The 13,309-nt window shown below is 70.3% G+C and carries 14 protein-coding genes; 11 read left to right on the forward strand and 3 right to left on the reverse strand.

The features are described from left to right. The first annotated feature begins 39 nt into the window (after positions 1-39). From BXA03_RS08475 to BXA03_RS08485, 3 genes are read left to right on the forward strand one after another with little or no spacing between them, the layout of a single operon-like run. The gene (locus BXA03_RS08475) at positions 40-1,029 is read left to right on the forward strand and encodes a Bug family tripartite tricarboxylate transporter substrate binding protein (RefSeq protein ID WP_076506731.1); all 990 of its coding nucleotides are present in this window, start codon (positions 40-42) and stop codon (positions 1,027-1,029) included. After that, on the forward strand, positions 1,026-2,018 hold the full coding sequence (locus tag BXA03_RS08480; protein WP_234983634.1) for a quinone oxidoreductase family protein: 993 nt from the start codon (positions 1,026-1,028) through the stop codon (positions 2,016-2,018). Before BXA03_RS08475 ends, BXA03_RS08480 begins: the two co-directional genes overlap by 4 nt. Before the next feature lie 33 nt (positions 2,019-2,051). After that, complete coding sequence (locus tag BXA03_RS08485) at positions 2,052-2,903, forward strand: hypothetical protein (protein ID WP_076506124.1); 852 nt, start codon at positions 2,052-2,054, stop codon at positions 2,901-2,903. 41 nt (positions 2,904-2,944) lie between these two features. Here BXA03_RS08485 and BXA03_RS08490 read toward each other — a convergent pair whose 3' ends face one another. After that, positions 2,945-3,778 carry an N-acyl homoserine lactonase family protein gene (locus tag BXA03_RS08490; protein ID WP_076506733.1) on the reverse strand — a complete coding sequence of 278 codons (834 nt, stop codon included), beginning with the start codon at positions 3,776-3,778 and terminating at the stop codon, positions 2,945-2,947. A gap of 132 nt (positions 3,779-3,910) precedes the next feature. Between BXA03_RS08490 and BXA03_RS08495 the strand changes: the two genes are divergently transcribed. Then, on the forward strand, positions 3,911-4,735 hold the full coding sequence (locus BXA03_RS08495) for an SDR family NAD(P)-dependent oxidoreductase (protein WP_076506735.1): 825 nt from the start codon (positions 3,911-3,913) through the stop codon (positions 4,733-4,735). 12 nt (positions 4,736-4,747) lie between these two features. Here BXA03_RS08495 and BXA03_RS08500 read toward each other — a convergent pair whose 3' ends face one another. Beyond that, positions 4,748-5,461, reverse strand: coding sequence for a GntR family transcriptional regulator (locus tag BXA03_RS08500; RefSeq protein ID WP_076506125.1), 714 nt, complete (start codon positions 5,459-5,461; stop codon positions 4,748-4,750). A 136-nt stretch (positions 5,462-5,597) separates the two neighbouring features. Here BXA03_RS08500 and BXA03_RS08505 point away from each other — a divergent pair, with 136 nt between their 5' ends. From BXA03_RS08505 to BXA03_RS08530, 6 genes are all read left to right on the forward strand, one after another. Next, a complete protein-coding gene (locus tag BXA03_RS08505) occupies positions 5,598-6,029 on the forward strand; it encodes a carboxymuconolactone decarboxylase family protein (RefSeq protein ID WP_076506129.1) in 432 nt (143 codons plus the stop codon). Then, on the forward strand, positions 6,026-6,919 hold the full coding sequence (locus BXA03_RS08510; protein ID WP_076506132.1) for an NAD(P)-dependent oxidoreductase: 894 nt from the start codon (positions 6,026-6,028) through the stop codon (positions 6,917-6,919). Before BXA03_RS08505 ends, BXA03_RS08510 begins: the two co-directional genes overlap by 4 nt. A 16-nt stretch (positions 6,920-6,935) precedes the next feature. Further along, positions 6,936-8,069: a serine hydrolase domain-containing protein gene (locus tag BXA03_RS08515; RefSeq protein WP_076506134.1), complete on the forward strand. Its 1,134-nt coding sequence runs from the start codon at positions 6,936-6,938 to the stop codon at positions 8,067-8,069. Further along, positions 8,066-9,088 (forward strand): tripartite tricarboxylate transporter substrate binding protein, encoded by a 1,023-nt coding sequence (locus BXA03_RS08520; RefSeq protein WP_083715966.1) that lies wholly within the window; start codon positions 8,066-8,068, stop codon positions 9,086-9,088. Before BXA03_RS08515 ends, BXA03_RS08520 begins: the two co-directional genes overlap by 4 nt. 68 nt (positions 9,089-9,156) lie before the next feature. After that, positions 9,157-10,143, forward strand: coding sequence for a tripartite tricarboxylate transporter substrate-binding protein (locus BXA03_RS08525; protein ID WP_076506137.1), 987 nt, complete (start codon positions 9,157-9,159; stop codon positions 10,141-10,143). Positions 10,144-10,153: 10 nt separating this feature from the next. Then, positions 10,154-11,050, forward strand: coding sequence for an SDR family oxidoreductase (locus BXA03_RS08530; protein ID WP_076506140.1), 897 nt, complete (start codon positions 10,154-10,156; stop codon positions 11,048-11,050). 304 nt (positions 11,051-11,354) lie between these two features. Here BXA03_RS08530 and BXA03_RS08535 read toward each other — a convergent pair whose 3' ends face one another. After that, positions 11,355-12,155 (reverse strand): IclR family transcriptional regulator, encoded by an 801-nt coding sequence (locus BXA03_RS08535; RefSeq protein WP_076506141.1) that lies wholly within the window; start codon positions 12,153-12,155, stop codon positions 11,355-11,357. A 161-nt stretch (positions 12,156-12,316) separates the two neighbouring features. Between BXA03_RS08535 and BXA03_RS08540 the strand changes: the two genes are divergently transcribed. Then, on the forward strand, positions 12,317-13,300 hold the full coding sequence (locus BXA03_RS08540) for a tripartite tricarboxylate transporter substrate binding protein (protein WP_076506144.1): 984 nt from the start codon (positions 12,317-12,319) through the stop codon (positions 13,298-13,300). The last annotated feature ends 9 nt before the right edge of the window (positions 13,301-13,309 follow it).

Consider the following 13,309-nt stretch of genomic DNA (forward strand, 5'->3'; position numbering starts at 1 on the left):
CCGGAATCCAGAACAGAACACCATGAAGGAGACATGTCCATGCAAACCCTCTGCGTCCCCCGCGGGCTCGGCCGCCGGCACTGGCTGGCTCTGGCGGCCCTGATCCTGGCTGGCGGCCCTGCGTCGCTGCATGCACAGACCTGGCCCGAGCGGCCCATCAAGATGATCGTGCCCTTTCCGCCCGGCGGCGGCGCGGACAACGCCGCCCGCTTCTTCGGCGAGAAGCTCGGTGCGGCCCTCGGCCAGCCGGTGGTGATCGACAACCGGCCGGGCGCCTCCGGGAACATCGGCGCCGAGCTGGTGGCGCGCGCGCCGGCGGACGGCTACACGCTGCTCTTCGCCAACGAATTCCTGGCCACCAACCCTGCGGTGTTCAAGGCGCTGCGCTACGACAGCCTGCGCGACTTCGCGCCGGTGGCGCGTGTGGCCAGCTCGGCCTCGGCCATTGCGGTGCATCCCTCACTGCCGGTGAAGACGCTGCGGGAACTGGTGGCGCTCGGCAAGACCCGGACCTTGAACTATGGCTCCCCTGGCGTGGGCACGGGGCCGCATCTCTACGGCCAGCTGATCGCGCTGAACACCGGCGCCAAGCTGAACCATGTGCCGTACAAGGGCACGGCACCTGCCATCACCGACGCGGTCGGCGGCCAGCTGGACTTCGTCATCTCGACCGCGGCGCCCATGGTGCCGCATGTCCAGTCGGGCAAGCTGCGGGCGTTGGCGGTCACGGGGGCCCAGCGTTCGGACCAGTTGCCCGAGGTGCCCACGGTGATGGAGACGCGGGTGGTCGGCGACCCCTACGACGTGTGGTATGGCCTGCTCTCGCCCGCCGCGGTGCCGGCGCCGGTGCTCGAGCGCCTGCAGCAGGCGGCGGCGCAGGTGCTGCAGGACACGGAGCTGAAAGCCCGGCTGACGAAAGCGGGCTACGAGTTGCGCACCGTCTCGCCGGGCGAGTTCGGCAACGAGATCCGCCGCGACCTGGAGCGCTGGACGCGCGTGGTGCAGCAGGCCGGGATCGAGCGCGAATGAGCGGGCCGACCATGCGGGCCTGGTGGATCCGCACCGATGCCGATGCGATGGTGCTGGAACTGCGGGAGGTGCCGCAGCCCGCCCCTGGCCCGGGGCAGCTGGCGGTGCGCATCGAGGCGGCGGCGCTCAACCGGGGGGAGTTCATCGCCGGCCACGGCCTGCACGCCGCAGGCGCGCCGGCGCGGCCCGCAGGCTTCGAAGCCGCGGGCACGGTCACCGCCGCCGGCCCGGGCGTGCAGGGCTGGCAGCCCGGCGACCGGGTCATGGGACGTTGCGATGGCGCCTTTGCCGAGCATGGCCTCATGGAGGCGGGCGAGGCCTTCGCCATGCCCGGCGCGCTGAGCTGGGAGCAGGCGGCCTGTTCCACCGTCACCTATCTCACGGCGCACGACATGCTGATGGCCCAGGGCCGGCTGCGGGCGGGCGAATGGCTGTTGGTGACGGGCATCGCCTCGGGCGTGGGCGTCGCCGCATTCCAGGTCGCGCAGGCGCTCGGCGCCCGGGTGATGGGCACATCGGGGTCGTCGGCCAAGCTGGAGCGCCTCCAGGCGCTGGGGCTCGACGTTGCGCTGCACACCCGCGGCCCGGACTTCGTACCCACCGTGCGGCAGGCGAGCGGTGGCCGCGGGGTGGACCTGGTGGTCAATACGGTGGGCGGCTCGGTATTCGCGGCCTGCGTGGAGGCGCTGGCCTTCGAAGGTCGGCTGGCCACCGTCGGCTATGTGGACGGCGTCGTCGCTGCGCCACTGGACCTGATGGCCTTGCACAAGAAGCGGCTCGTGCTCTTCGGCGTCAGCAACAAGCTGCGCACCGTGGCGCATCGCGTGGCCGCTGCCCAGGCCTTCGCCCGCGATCTGCTTCCCCTGATGGCCGAGGGCCGCCTTCTGCCAATGGTGGATGCCGTCTTTCCTTTCGAGGGCCTGGAGGACGCCCGCCAGGCGATGGTGTCCGGCCAGCACGTCGGGAAGATCGTGCTGCGCATGGGCTGACTGGCATCACCGCATTCATCGGAGACATCATCCATGCCCCAGATCCTCAACCTGCGCGATCTGCAGATGATCGAGCGTGTCCATGCCCGTGGGGGCCGCTTCCGCTACTACCCGCTCCTGGCCGGCCAGGACGGAACCCCCGGCAACTTCTTCATGCAGCTGTCGAACACCTTCGACGACTTCGCGTCACCGCGTCATCGGCACAACTTCGACCAGGTGCGCATCCAGTTGCAGGGCGATGCCGACTTCGCGCGCGACGGCGTGATGCAGCCCGGGTGCATCGGCTACTTTCCCGAAGGTGTGTTCTATGGCCCCCAGACCATCGCGGGCGAGTCGCTCACGCTGGTGTTGCAGTTCGGCGGCGCCAGCCGCAGTGGCTACCTGTCGGAAGCCGCCTTTCAGCAGGGCATTGCCGAACTCAAGGGCAAGGGTCGCTTCGAGGGCGGGATCTACAAGGTCGACAAGCCGGAGGGCGGAACGCGCAACCAGGACGCGTACGAGGCCGTGTGGGAGCACGTGCACGGCAGGCGGCTGCGATATCCCGAGGGCGATGGCGCCCAGGCGCCCGTCTTCATACGGCCGGACGACTTTCCCTGGCAGAGCGACCCCGAAGAACCCGGCGTGCGGCGGCGCCTGCTGGGCCGCTTCTCAGGTGCGAATACCGAGCTGTCGGTGATCCGTCTTGCACGCAGCGCCGACACCGTGCTTCCCGCCGGGGCCGTGCTGTTCGTCCTGGAAGGACGTGGTCTTGCCTTCGTGGGTGACGAAGCTGAGACACTGGGCGACTGGGAGCGGCACTCGTCGATCCACACGGCGGACTGCGAGATGCGGCTGGTGGCACACGAGGACAGCGAGCTGGTGCAAGTGAGACTGCCGCAGCTCTGACTCACCCTGCAGGCGGCGCCAGCGGTCCGCCGGGGGATGTATCAACCAGCCGCCGGCAGAGGCAGCGGCTCCCACAGCCTCACGCTGAAGTCCGCATCGCGTGGATCGCGCGCGAAGCGCTGCATGACCAGCGGGTCGTGCCCCGGCACCACCAGCGATTCGTGCGAAGCCCAGCCGCCCACGCGACCGAAGGCCTCCAGGCTCTGGTCAGGCCGGTAGACGATGGGGAAGGGCGAGCGCTCATCGCGGTTGGCGTAGTAGTGGAAGAGGTCGGACGCCAGCACCACCCAGCCCGCAGCAGTGTGCACCTGCACCACCTGCAGCCCGGCGGTGTGGCCGCCCACCCAGCGCAGGCGGATGCCTGGACGCAGTTCCACATCGCCGTCGACCACCTGCACGCGCTGGTCGAACAGATGGCCCACCATGGCGTGCACGTCGCGCTGCTCATAGGCCAGGCGAAAGAAGCTGTGGCACATGTACTTGCCGGTGGTGAAGCCCAGCTCCTTTTCCTGCACCCAGAACGTGGCGCGCGGGTAGGTGGCGGTGCTGCCGGCATGGTCGTAATGCAGGTGGGTGATCACCACGTCGCCGACGTCCGCCGCTGAAACGCCCAGCCGGGCCAGGCCTTCCTCGGGACGACGCAGCATCTCGCGCCCGCGTCGAGCCGCGGCCTCGGCGTCGAAGCCCGTGTCGACCACCACATGACGACCATCTGCGCACTTGATGAGCCACACGAAGTAGTCCATGGGCATCGGTGCCTGCGGGTCCGCCTGCGCCTCGATGAAGTTCTGTGCCGCCACCCGCTGGTGGTGGCCATAGCGAATGGCGTAGACCTCGTGCTGGACAGCGCAGGCAGGGCGGGGATCGTCGATCATGGGCGAGGAGTGTGCGCCCGGCCGCGCCACCATGCCACCGGGGAATTCCTGTATGACAATCGTACGAAACGGTTGGATCATCAGACAACATGACGACGCGCGGCATCTGCGGTGCCGGGCCATCTTTTCACCATGGATCTGCAACAAGTCTTCAACGTGCGCGGCCAGGGCGCCATCGTCACCGGCGGTGCCAGCGGCCTGGGCCTCGCCATGGTCGAGGCGCTCGCCAGCCAGGGCGCGCAGGTCACCATCCTCGACATGGACGCCGCCGGCATCGAGCGACAGGTGGCGCGCCTCACGGGGCAGGGCCTGTCCGTGCGGGGCCGCGTGCTGGACGTGACCGACCGTCCCGCCGTGGACGCTGCCTTCGAGGATGCCGCCGCGGCCCATGGCCTGGACATCGTCTTCGCCAACGCAGGCATCGATCCAGGACCCGGCTTCATGGCCTTTTCCGACCGCGGCCAGCGGCTTCCCGAGCATGCCATCGAACACTACAGCGACGAGCGCTGGCACCGCGTGATCGGGGTGAGCCTGGATGCGGTGTTCTACGCCATCCGTGCGGCGGCGGGCATCATGAAGCCGCAGGGGCGGGGCGGGCGCATCGTCGTCACCACCTCCATCTCGGCGGTGCGGCCGGCGCCCGGCGTGGGCATGGCCTACATGGCGGCCAAGTCCGGTGCGGCCCACCTCGTGCGCACCGCCGCGCTGGAACTGGCGCGCCACCGCATCCGCGTGAATGCCATCGCACCCGGTCCCTTCATCACCCACATCGCCAACGGCCGCATGCAGGACCCGGCCGTGCAGGCAGCGCATGCCAGGCTGGTGCCGCTGGGCCGGATGGCGAGCACGGAGGAAGTCAAGGGACTTGCCCTGTTTCTGGCCTCGGAAGCCTCCAGCTTCGTGACCGGCGAGCAGATCGTCATCGACGGCGGCGCCTCTCTGGGCGCGGTCGACTGAGCGCCCTGGCCCTCAGCCGCCACTGGCGGCCTGCGCGCCGGCCCGTTCCAGCAACCGCAATGCGAGCGCGCCGGCGTTCTGCACATGCTTGTGCGCTGCCGCTTGCGCGGCGACCGGGTCGCGCTTCTTGATCGCTTTGAGCAGTTGCCGGATCTCCGCGATGCTGTGCCGCGCGCGGTCGGGGTCGGACAGCGTCATGTTGCGCAGCTGGCTGGCACGCAGCTGGATGCTGCGCAGCATCGAGGCCGCGAGGTCATGGTCGGCGCCCCCGATCAGGGCCTCATAGAAGGCGCGCTTGGCTTCGAGCAGGCCGGTGCCGCTTTCGTAGGCCTGGGCCAGTGCGTCCACCGCCTGCTCCAGCGCCGTCAGCTGCGCTGAGCTGGCCATGCGCGCGAAGCGCTCTGCCAGCAGGCCCTCGAGCATGGCGCGCATCTCGTAGATCTCACGCGCATCGCGCAGGCCGATGGTGCTCACGATCACGCCGCGGTTGGGCACGCTGGTGACGATGCCGTCGTTTTCCAGCTCGCGCAGCGCCTCGCGCAGGCAGGTGCGCGAGACGCCCATCAGTTCGCACAACTCCCGCTCCACGAGCCGCTCGCCGGGCAGGTAGCGGCCTTCGGCCACGGCATCGCGCACGGCGCTCACGACCTGCTGGCGCAGGGGTGCCGCGGCAGCGGCGATGCGGAGGACGGGCGAGGTTCGGGCAGCAGGAGGCGCGGTCGGCATGGGCGTTGGCGGTGGGGCGGATCGGCCAAGGATAGCGCCGCAGGACTCCTCGCGCGCCCGACCGAGGGAAAACGCTGTACGACGATCAATAGCCGATTGACATACTGTCGTACAAAACTGGAACCAAGGAATCTGCATGAGCGACCACACGCCAGCCGCCGACCGCAACGGCTTTCCCGCCCCGGGCCAGAGCCCGTTGTTCGACCAAGGTCTGGCTCTGCGCAAGGCGGTGCTGGGCGATGCCTATGTCGACAAGTCGATCCAGGCCGCCGACGACTTCACTCGGCCCCTGCAGAAGATGATCACCGAGTGGTGCTGGGGCGAGGCCTGGGGCAATCCGGCCTTGCCGCACAAGACGCGCAGCATGCTCAACATTGCGATGCTCACCGCGCTCAATCGCAAGGAAGAGCTCAAGCTGCACGTGCGCGGGGCCATCACCAATGGCGTGACGGTGGAAGAGATCCAGGCGGTGCTGCTGCAGGCCTGCATCTACTGCGGCGTGCCCGCTGCGCTGGACAGCACCAAGGCGGCGCGCGAGGCGCTCAAGGAAATCGGGGCCATCGAATGACGCAGCCGGTTGGCTTCATCGGCCTGGGCACCATGGGCGAGCCCATGGTGGCCACGTTGCGCCGCGCGGGCGTGGCGGTACTGGGCTTCGACATCCGGCCGGAGGTGGCGCAGCGGCTCGCGGCAGAGACTGGCATGGAGGCGGCGGACAGTGCCGGCGCCGTCTTCGCCCGCTGCCGCGAGGTGATCACCATGGTGCCCACCAGCGCCCATCTGGAGCAGTTGCTGTTCGGCGAGGGCGGTGCGGCGCCGTCGGCCGCGCCGGGCACGCTGCTCATCGACATGAGCTCTGGCGAACCTTCGGCCACGCGGAGCATCGGCGAACGCCTGGCCACGCAGGGCGTAGCCATGGTGGATGCGCCCGTCTCCGGCAATGTGGTGCGGGCCCGCAAGGGCGACCTGGCCATCATGCTCGGCGGCACCGACGCCGATTGCGACCGGGCCACGGCTGTGCTGCAGCCGATGGCGCGCGCCATCTTCCGCACTGGCGCGCTGGGCAGCGGGCAGGCGATGAAGGCGCTCAACAATCTGGCTTCGGCTGCCGGCTTCTGGATCGCCAGCGAAGTTCTGGCCATCGGCCGCAAGGCGGGTCTGGAGCCGTCCGTGATGCTGGACGTGCTCAATGCCTCCACCGGGGCCAACAACAGCACCCAGAACAAGTTCAAGCCTTTCGTGCTGTCGGGCAGCTACCAGGGCAACTTCCTGCTGCCGCTGATGGTGAAGGACCTGGGCATCGCCGCGGGTCTCGCGCGCGAGACCGGGTCCGACGCCCCCATGGCGGCGCAGGTGCTCGCGCTGTGGCAGCAGGCGCTGCAGGCCCTCGGCCCCACCGCCGACCACACCGAAGTCGCCCGCCTGGTGGCCGAACGCAGCCACACGCAACTGCACTGACCGAATCCCCGAGCCCATGAACGAACGACTCGACAACCTCCAGGCCACCATCGCCGCCGACGTGGCGCGCGGCCATTACCACGGCGCCGTCATCCGCGTGGGTCGCGGCGGCCGGCTGGATCTGGAGGCCGCCATCGGCTTCCATGACGCCGCGCACGAGAAGGCCCTGGTCACCGATTCCGTCTTCAGCCTCTTCTCGCTGACCAAGGCTTTCACCAACCTGCTGGTGTTGCGCGCGGTGGAGCTGGGCCGCCTGTCGTTGACGACACGCGTGGCCGAGTTGATCCCCGAGTTTCGGGGCGCACCGCGCGAGCGCGCCACGCTCTACCACCTGCTGACCCATACCGCTGGCATGCCTGGCGTGTGGACGCCCAAGCCCGACATGTTCGAGGACGACCTGGGTGAGCTGCTGCAGGCCGTCTGCGAGAACGTGCACGGTATCGTCGAGCCGGGTTCGCGCTGCGACTACGCCCCGGTCGTCAACCATGTGCTCATGGGTGAGCTGCTGCGACGCACCGACCCGCAGGGCCGCGCCTTCCGCGACATCGCCCGCGAAGATCTGTTCGAGCCCCTGGGCATGCGCGACACCTCGCTCGGCGTACGGCCCGACCTGCGTGCCCGCAAGGTGGTGCCGGACATCCGCGGCGTGGTGCCCATCGCGGTGCGCGGGCGCACCCAGCCAGGCCGCCACAGCCTGTTCGAGGAGGCGGTCAACGACGCGGCCCATGTGGGCGCCTGCTCCACGGCGGCCGATGTCTGGCGCTTTGCCGAGATGCTCCGCCAGGGCGGCACGCTCGATGGCGCGCGCATCGTGTCGCCGCGCATGGTTCAGATCGCGCGACAGAACCACACGGGCGACATGCACAACGAGCTCTACCGCGGGGTGGCCCTGCGCGCCGGCTGGGCGCCGCCGCCGGCCTTCATCGGGCTCGGCTTCAGTCTGCGCGGAGAGGGCATCGTGCACCACCAGTTCGGCACGCTCACAACGCCGCAGACCTTCGGCAACTACGGCGCCGGCTCCACCATGTTCTGGGTCGACCCTGCGCTGGACATCAGCTTCGTCTGCCTCACGACCGGCCTGCTGCCGCAGGCGGCCAACATCGAGCGCTTCCAGCGGCTGTCGGACATGGCGGTGGGGGCGCTGGCATGAAGACCCGCGCCACCTGGGCCGCGGGCCGATCCGACGCACCCCCGCAGCCGGGTCTGCGTCGGCGCGACATCGGGCGGCTCGCCCTGGCCGCGGCCGGCCTGCCACTGCCTGTCCTGGCCGATGTCGTCACCACGCTGATCGTGCCCTATCCGGCGGGCGGCCCGGGCGACGTCGCCGCACGCCAGATGCTGCCGCTGCTGCGCGATGGCCTCGGGCAGACGCTGATCGTGGACAACCTTGCCGGCGCCGGCGGTGCGCTCGCCATGCAGAAGGCGCTGTCGGCCGCGCCGGACGGCCGTACGCTGGTGCTGGGCACGCCCAACGAGGTGATCCTGGCGCCGCTCGCGCTGTCGGCCGTCAAGTACACGCCCGAGCAGCTGCAGCTGCTGGGCATGGTCAATGTGTCGCCGCTGGTGCTCGTGGGTGCGCCGCAGTCGCCCCATGCCTCGCTGGCCGACCTGCTTGCGGCCCAGCGCAGGCCGGGCGCGCGGCCACTGAGCTACGGCACGAGCGGCATCGGCTCGCTGTTCCACCTGGTGAGCGAGGACTTCCGCGCCCGCACCGGCATCGAGATGCTGCACGTGCCCTACAAGGGCACCGCGCCGCTGCTGCAGGACTTGGTCGGCGGCCAGATCGACCTGGCCTTCGTGCCGGCAGGCGGCAGCGTGCCCGACTTCATCGGGCAGGGCCGGCTGCGGGCCTACGGAATCACCCGCCCGCAGCGGGACGACCGGCTGCCCCAGGTGCCCACGCTGGCGCAGGCCGCCGGGCTGGAGCGCTTCGACTACGAACTGTGGGGTGGCCTTTTCGTGCCACGTGGCGTGCCCGAGGCGCAACAGCGCCGGATCAATGCCGCCATCAACCAGGCACTGCAGGACGCCGGTCTGCAGGCGCAGATGCGGGCCTCGGGCGGCGCCGCCGGCCGGGTGCTCACCCTGGACGAAGCCGCCGCCTTCCAGCAGCAGGAGACGCAGAAGTACCGCCGCATCGCGCAGGCGATCCGGCTCGAGCGGCAGTGAGGGACCGCGCAACCGGCGCGGCCCGATCGGCCCGCTGCAGGCATTCCAGAACACAAGGAGACACGACCATGAGCAAGTACCCCATCGACCGACGCCATTTCCTGGCCAGCGCAGGCGCGCTGGCTGCCGCGGCCTGTGCCTGGCCAGCCGCCGCCCAGACCGTCAAGGGGCCCGTGCGCCTCGTGGTGGGCTTTCCGCCCGGCGGCGCGGCAGACATGATCGCGCGGGCCCTGGCCGAGCCGCTCAAGGCTTCGCTGGGCACCACCGTGATCGTGGACAACAAGCCTGGCGCCGGCGGCCGGCTGGCGGCCGACTCGTTGCGCACCGCGCCGGCCGACGGCACGGTGCTGCTGGTCACCCCGGCGTCGGTGATCACGATGGCGCCTCACCTGTACAAGAGCGTGCGCTACGAACTGGTGCGCGACTTCCAGCCGCTGCTGCCACTGGCCCGGCTGGATCTGGGCCTCTATGCCGGCCCCGGCACGCCCGCCAGCGTCAAGACGCTGCCCGACCTGGTCAAGTGGATGCAGGACAACCCCAAGGCCAAGAGCTGCGGCGTGCCCGGCATCGGCTCCACCCCGCACATGGCCGCCGAGCTGATCGGCCGCCAGACCGGCGTGAACTGGCAACTGGTCCCCTACCAGGGCGATGCACCCAGTTTCCTGGCGCTGCTGTCGGGCGAGATCCCGGTGGGCGTCAGCTCACTGGCCGGCGGTATCGAGCACCTGCGCGCGGGCAAGCTCCGCATGCTGGCCCTGACCGGCAGCGACCGTTCGGCCGTCATGCCGGACATTCCCACCCTCAAGGAGTCGGGCTACGACATCGTGGTGGAAGACCGCCACAGCGTGATCGCACCCAAGGCGCTGCCGGCGCCACTGGCGGCCAGCCTGCGGCAGGCCTTCGCCGCGGCCATGCAATCCAGGGACGTGGGCGACCTGCTGCAACGCCTGTCGCTGCAGCGCGCCGCGTCCACCGACGACTTCGCCGCAGTGCTGAAGGCCGACAGCGACCGCTGGGCCGCCGCCGCCAGGTCGATGAACCTCGCGCTGGAATGACGACGCACCGATGAAGGAGCTTTACGGCAAGACCGCCTTCGTCACGGGGGGCGCCAGTGGCATCGGCCTGGGCATGGCGCGCGCCTTCCTCGCCGAAGGCATGAACGTGATCGTGGCCGACCTGAGCGACGAGCACCTCGCACAGGCGCGCGAGTGGCTGGCGCCGCAGGCACAGCACGTGCGCTTCATGAAGCTGGACGTGGCCGACCGCGAGGCGATGCGCGCTGCCGCCGAAGAGGCCGAAGCCGCCTTCGGCAAGGTGCATGTGCTGTGCAACAACGCTGGTGTGACGGGCTTCCTGCCCATGGACCAGGCCACCTATGGCGACTGGGACTGGCTGCTCAGCGTCAACCTGTACGGCGTGATCCACGGCATCGTGAGCTTCCTGCCCAAGTTGCGCGCGCACGGCGAGGGCGGCCACATCGTCAACACCGGCTCCATCGCGGGTCTGGTGCCTGCGCCGGCCTGGGGCGGCATCTACAGCACGACCAAGTTCGCCATCCATGGCCTGTCGGGCTCCCTGCGCCTGTCGGTGGGGCAGTACGGCATCGGCGTGACCGAGGTCTGTCCCGGCGCCACGCGCACCAATGTGCGCGACTCGCACCGACTGCGGCCCGCGCACTTCGTGTCCGCCGAACACCGCAAGGGGCCGATGCCTTCGCTGCAGGAGATCGGCATCGACCCGCTGGAGATCGGCCGCCGCGTGGTGCGCGCCATCCGCCGCAACGACCCGTATGTCATCGCCCATGCGGAGAACAAGGCCCATGTGCAGGACTTCGCCGAGGAGATGCTGGCGGCCTTTCCGGATGAGGTGGTGACGGACGAGGGGCGGCTGAGCTACATCCGCTGGTTCGACCAGGCGACGGCCGAGGCCCTCGCGCTGCAGCCGCGCGATCCTGCGGCCTGAGCCCGGTCGGGAGCGCCGTCGGTCTTGCAGGGGACAGCCCTGCGCGCCGGCGCAGGCAAAAAAAAGCCGCCAGGTTCTTGCGCACCTGGCGGCCTGTACAAAAGCGCCCGATCCGCATTGGGGATCGGAACGACTGTGGGGATCGGGCGCGGAAGTCTGCTTTCTCGCCGCGCCCGATACCGACACAGTCCGTGATGGGTGGTCGGTCCCTTTGCGCTTCCTCCCTCGCCGATCTGCGCGGCGACCCGTGGAATCTAAGGGCCGGGCGGGGGGGCCTGCTCCGCCAAACGGATGAGCCCGGGCCTCAGCGGCGCTGGCTGTCCAGGGCCCATTCCCGGGCCACGCGGTCGCACAGCGCCAGCAGGGCTTCTCCCAGTTCGTCGGCCACGACTTCCACCGGCAGCGGCGTGGACAGGCTCACGTTGAGCACATAGGCGGCCCCGTCGGCCGAGGCCAGGGGCGCGGCCAGGGCCACCACCTCCGGCTGCCACGAGGCGGCGCAGAAGCCGCGGTGCTTCACCTGCGCGGCCGCCTCGTCGATCTCGCGCGACAGCGCCGGCCACTGCTCGGCGCGCCGCTGCGCGATCACGCGCAGGATGGCCCGGCGACGCGCCGTGGGTGCCACCGCCAGGTAGGCGCGGCCCAGCGAGGTCAGCGCCATCGGCACACGCTGGCCCGACACCACATGCCGCAGCGCCACGCGCCGGGCGTAGCGGATGGATTCGAGATAGACCATCTCGTCGCGATCCGGCGCGGCCAGCCCTACGTTGATGCGGCGCGACTCGGCCAGGGCGCGCATGTGCGGTGCGGCCACCGCCAGCACGCGAGAGCCCGCGCGCATGGCGTGCGACAGGCTCAGCACGGGGGGCGCGAGGCGATAGGCCTTCGAGGCGGCCTCCCACTGCAGCAGGCCGCAGCCGACCAGAGTCTGGGTCAGTCGGCTGACAGTGGCCTTGGGCAGTCCGGTGCGCTCGGCCAGATCGCCGTTGCCCAGCAGTTCTGAGCCCGGCCGGAAGGCGCGCAGCAGCTCGATGCCCCGCTCCAGCGAGCGGTTGGCGGGCGAAAGGCCGGGCTTGTCGGTGAGCGTGTCGGGTTGTCCAGGCATCGGCGGTGGTTGTGCGGAAGACGGGGCCGCAAGCTTAAAGCCGGTTCCACCCGGTGGAACGGGCTGGGCGCATGGCGGACCGAACGGTCCTAGAGTCCTCCCCAGGGCCCGACGCCGTCTGCCGGCGCATCCGGGCACCAGGAGCACCACGGAGACAGACCATGATCCATCGCCTTCTGCACGCCGGCCGCGCCGGCCTTCTCGCCCTCGGCATCGGCGGCGTGCTCGGCCTGGCCGGCACCGCCGCGGCCGCCTATCCCGAACGTCCCGTGCGTCTGGTCGTTCCTTTCGCCCCCGGGGGTGGCACCGACGCGATCGCCCGCACGCTCGGCCAGGAGATGGGCAAGGACCTGGGTCAGCCCGTCATCGTCGACAACAAGCCCGGCGCCGGCACCATGATCGGCACCGACAACGTCGCCAAGAGTCCGCCGGACGGGTACTCGGTGGTGGTCGCGTCCTTCGCGCACGCGGTCAACCCCGCGCTGCAACCCAAGCTGCCCTATGGCAGCAATGCGGCCTTGACGCCGGTGATGCTGATCGGCCGCGGCCCGAACGTGCTGGTGGTGCGCTCCGACAGTCCCTACAAGTCGGTGGCGGACGTCGTGGCGGCGGCCAGGGCCCGGCCCGACAAGCTCAGCTATGCCTCGCAGGGCACCGGCACCTCGGCCCACCTGGCGGGCGAGATGCTCGCCAACCTGGCCGGGATCAAGCTGGTGCATGTGCCCTACAAGGGCGCCGGCCCGGCCCTCACCGACCTGCTGGGCGGGCAGGTGGACATGATGTTCGCCACGGCCGCCGCGGCGTCCGGCTTCGTCGGCAGCGGCAAGCTGCGCGCGCTGGGCGTGATCACGCCCGAGCCCTCGCCGGCCTTCAAGGGCGTGCCCGCCATCGCCACCACGGTGCCGGGCTACCAGGTCGAAAGCTGGTATGGGCTGTATGTGCCCGCCGGCACGCCGCCGGCCGTCATCGAGCGCCTGGGCGCCGCCGCCCGCAAGGCGGTGCGCACGCCCGACTTCGCCCGCAAGATCGAACACGAAGGCCTGGTGGTCAGCGGCGGCACGCCCGCCGAACTGGCCGCCTACGTGCAGGCCGAAGAGGCCCGCTGGGCCCGCATCGTCAAAGAGAACGGCATCAAGCCGGACTGAACCCTGAAC

The organism is Pseudacidovorax sp. RU35E (genome assembly GCF_900156165.1).
Taxonomy (GTDB): Bacteria; Pseudomonadota; Gammaproteobacteria; order Burkholderiales; family Burkholderiaceae_C; genus Xenophilus.

Coding starts and splice junctions, on each gene's coding strand:
- BXA03_RS08525 (WP_076506137.1), top strand. CDS start 9,157: ATGAGCAAGTACCCCATCGACCGACGCCATTTCCTGGCCAGCGCAGGC.
- BXA03_RS08480 (WP_234983634.1), top strand. CDS start 1,026: ATGAGCGGGCCGACCATGCGGGCCTGGTGGATCCGCACCGATGCCGAT.
- BXA03_RS08535 (WP_076506141.1), bottom strand. CDS start 12,155: ATGCCTGGACAACCCGACACGCTCACCGACAAGCCCGGCCTTTCGCCC.
- BXA03_RS08515 (WP_076506134.1), top strand. CDS start 6,936: ATGAACGAACGACTCGACAACCTCCAGGCCACCATCGCCGCCGACGTG.
- BXA03_RS08500 (WP_076506125.1), bottom strand. CDS start 5,461: ATGCCGACCGCGCCTCCTGCTGCCCGAACCTCGCCCGTCCTCCGCATC.
- BXA03_RS08520 (WP_083715966.1), top strand. CDS start 8,066: ATGAAGACCCGCGCCACCTGGGCCGCGGGCCGATCCGACGCACCCCCG.
- BXA03_RS08495 (WP_076506735.1), top strand. CDS start 3,911: ATGGATCTGCAACAAGTCTTCAACGTGCGCGGCCAGGGCGCCATCGTC.
- BXA03_RS08530 (WP_076506140.1), top strand. CDS start 10,154: ATGAAGGAGCTTTACGGCAAGACCGCCTTCGTCACGGGGGGCGCCAGT.
- BXA03_RS08485 (WP_076506124.1), top strand. CDS start 2,052: ATGCCCCAGATCCTCAACCTGCGCGATCTGCAGATGATCGAGCGTGTC.
- BXA03_RS08475 (WP_076506731.1), top strand. CDS start 40: ATGCAAACCCTCTGCGTCCCCCGCGGGCTCGGCCGCCGGCACTGGCTG.
- BXA03_RS08540 (WP_076506144.1), top strand. CDS start 12,317: ATGATCCATCGCCTTCTGCACGCCGGCCGCGCCGGCCTTCTCGCCCTC.
- BXA03_RS08490 (WP_076506733.1), bottom strand. CDS start 3,778: ATGATCGACGATCCCCGCCCTGCCTGCGCTGTCCAGCACGAGGTCTAC.
- BXA03_RS08510 (WP_076506132.1), top strand. CDS start 6,026: ATGACGCAGCCGGTTGGCTTCATCGGCCTGGGCACCATGGGCGAGCCC.
- BXA03_RS08505 (WP_076506129.1), top strand. CDS start 5,598: ATGAGCGACCACACGCCAGCCGCCGACCGCAACGGCTTTCCCGCCCCG.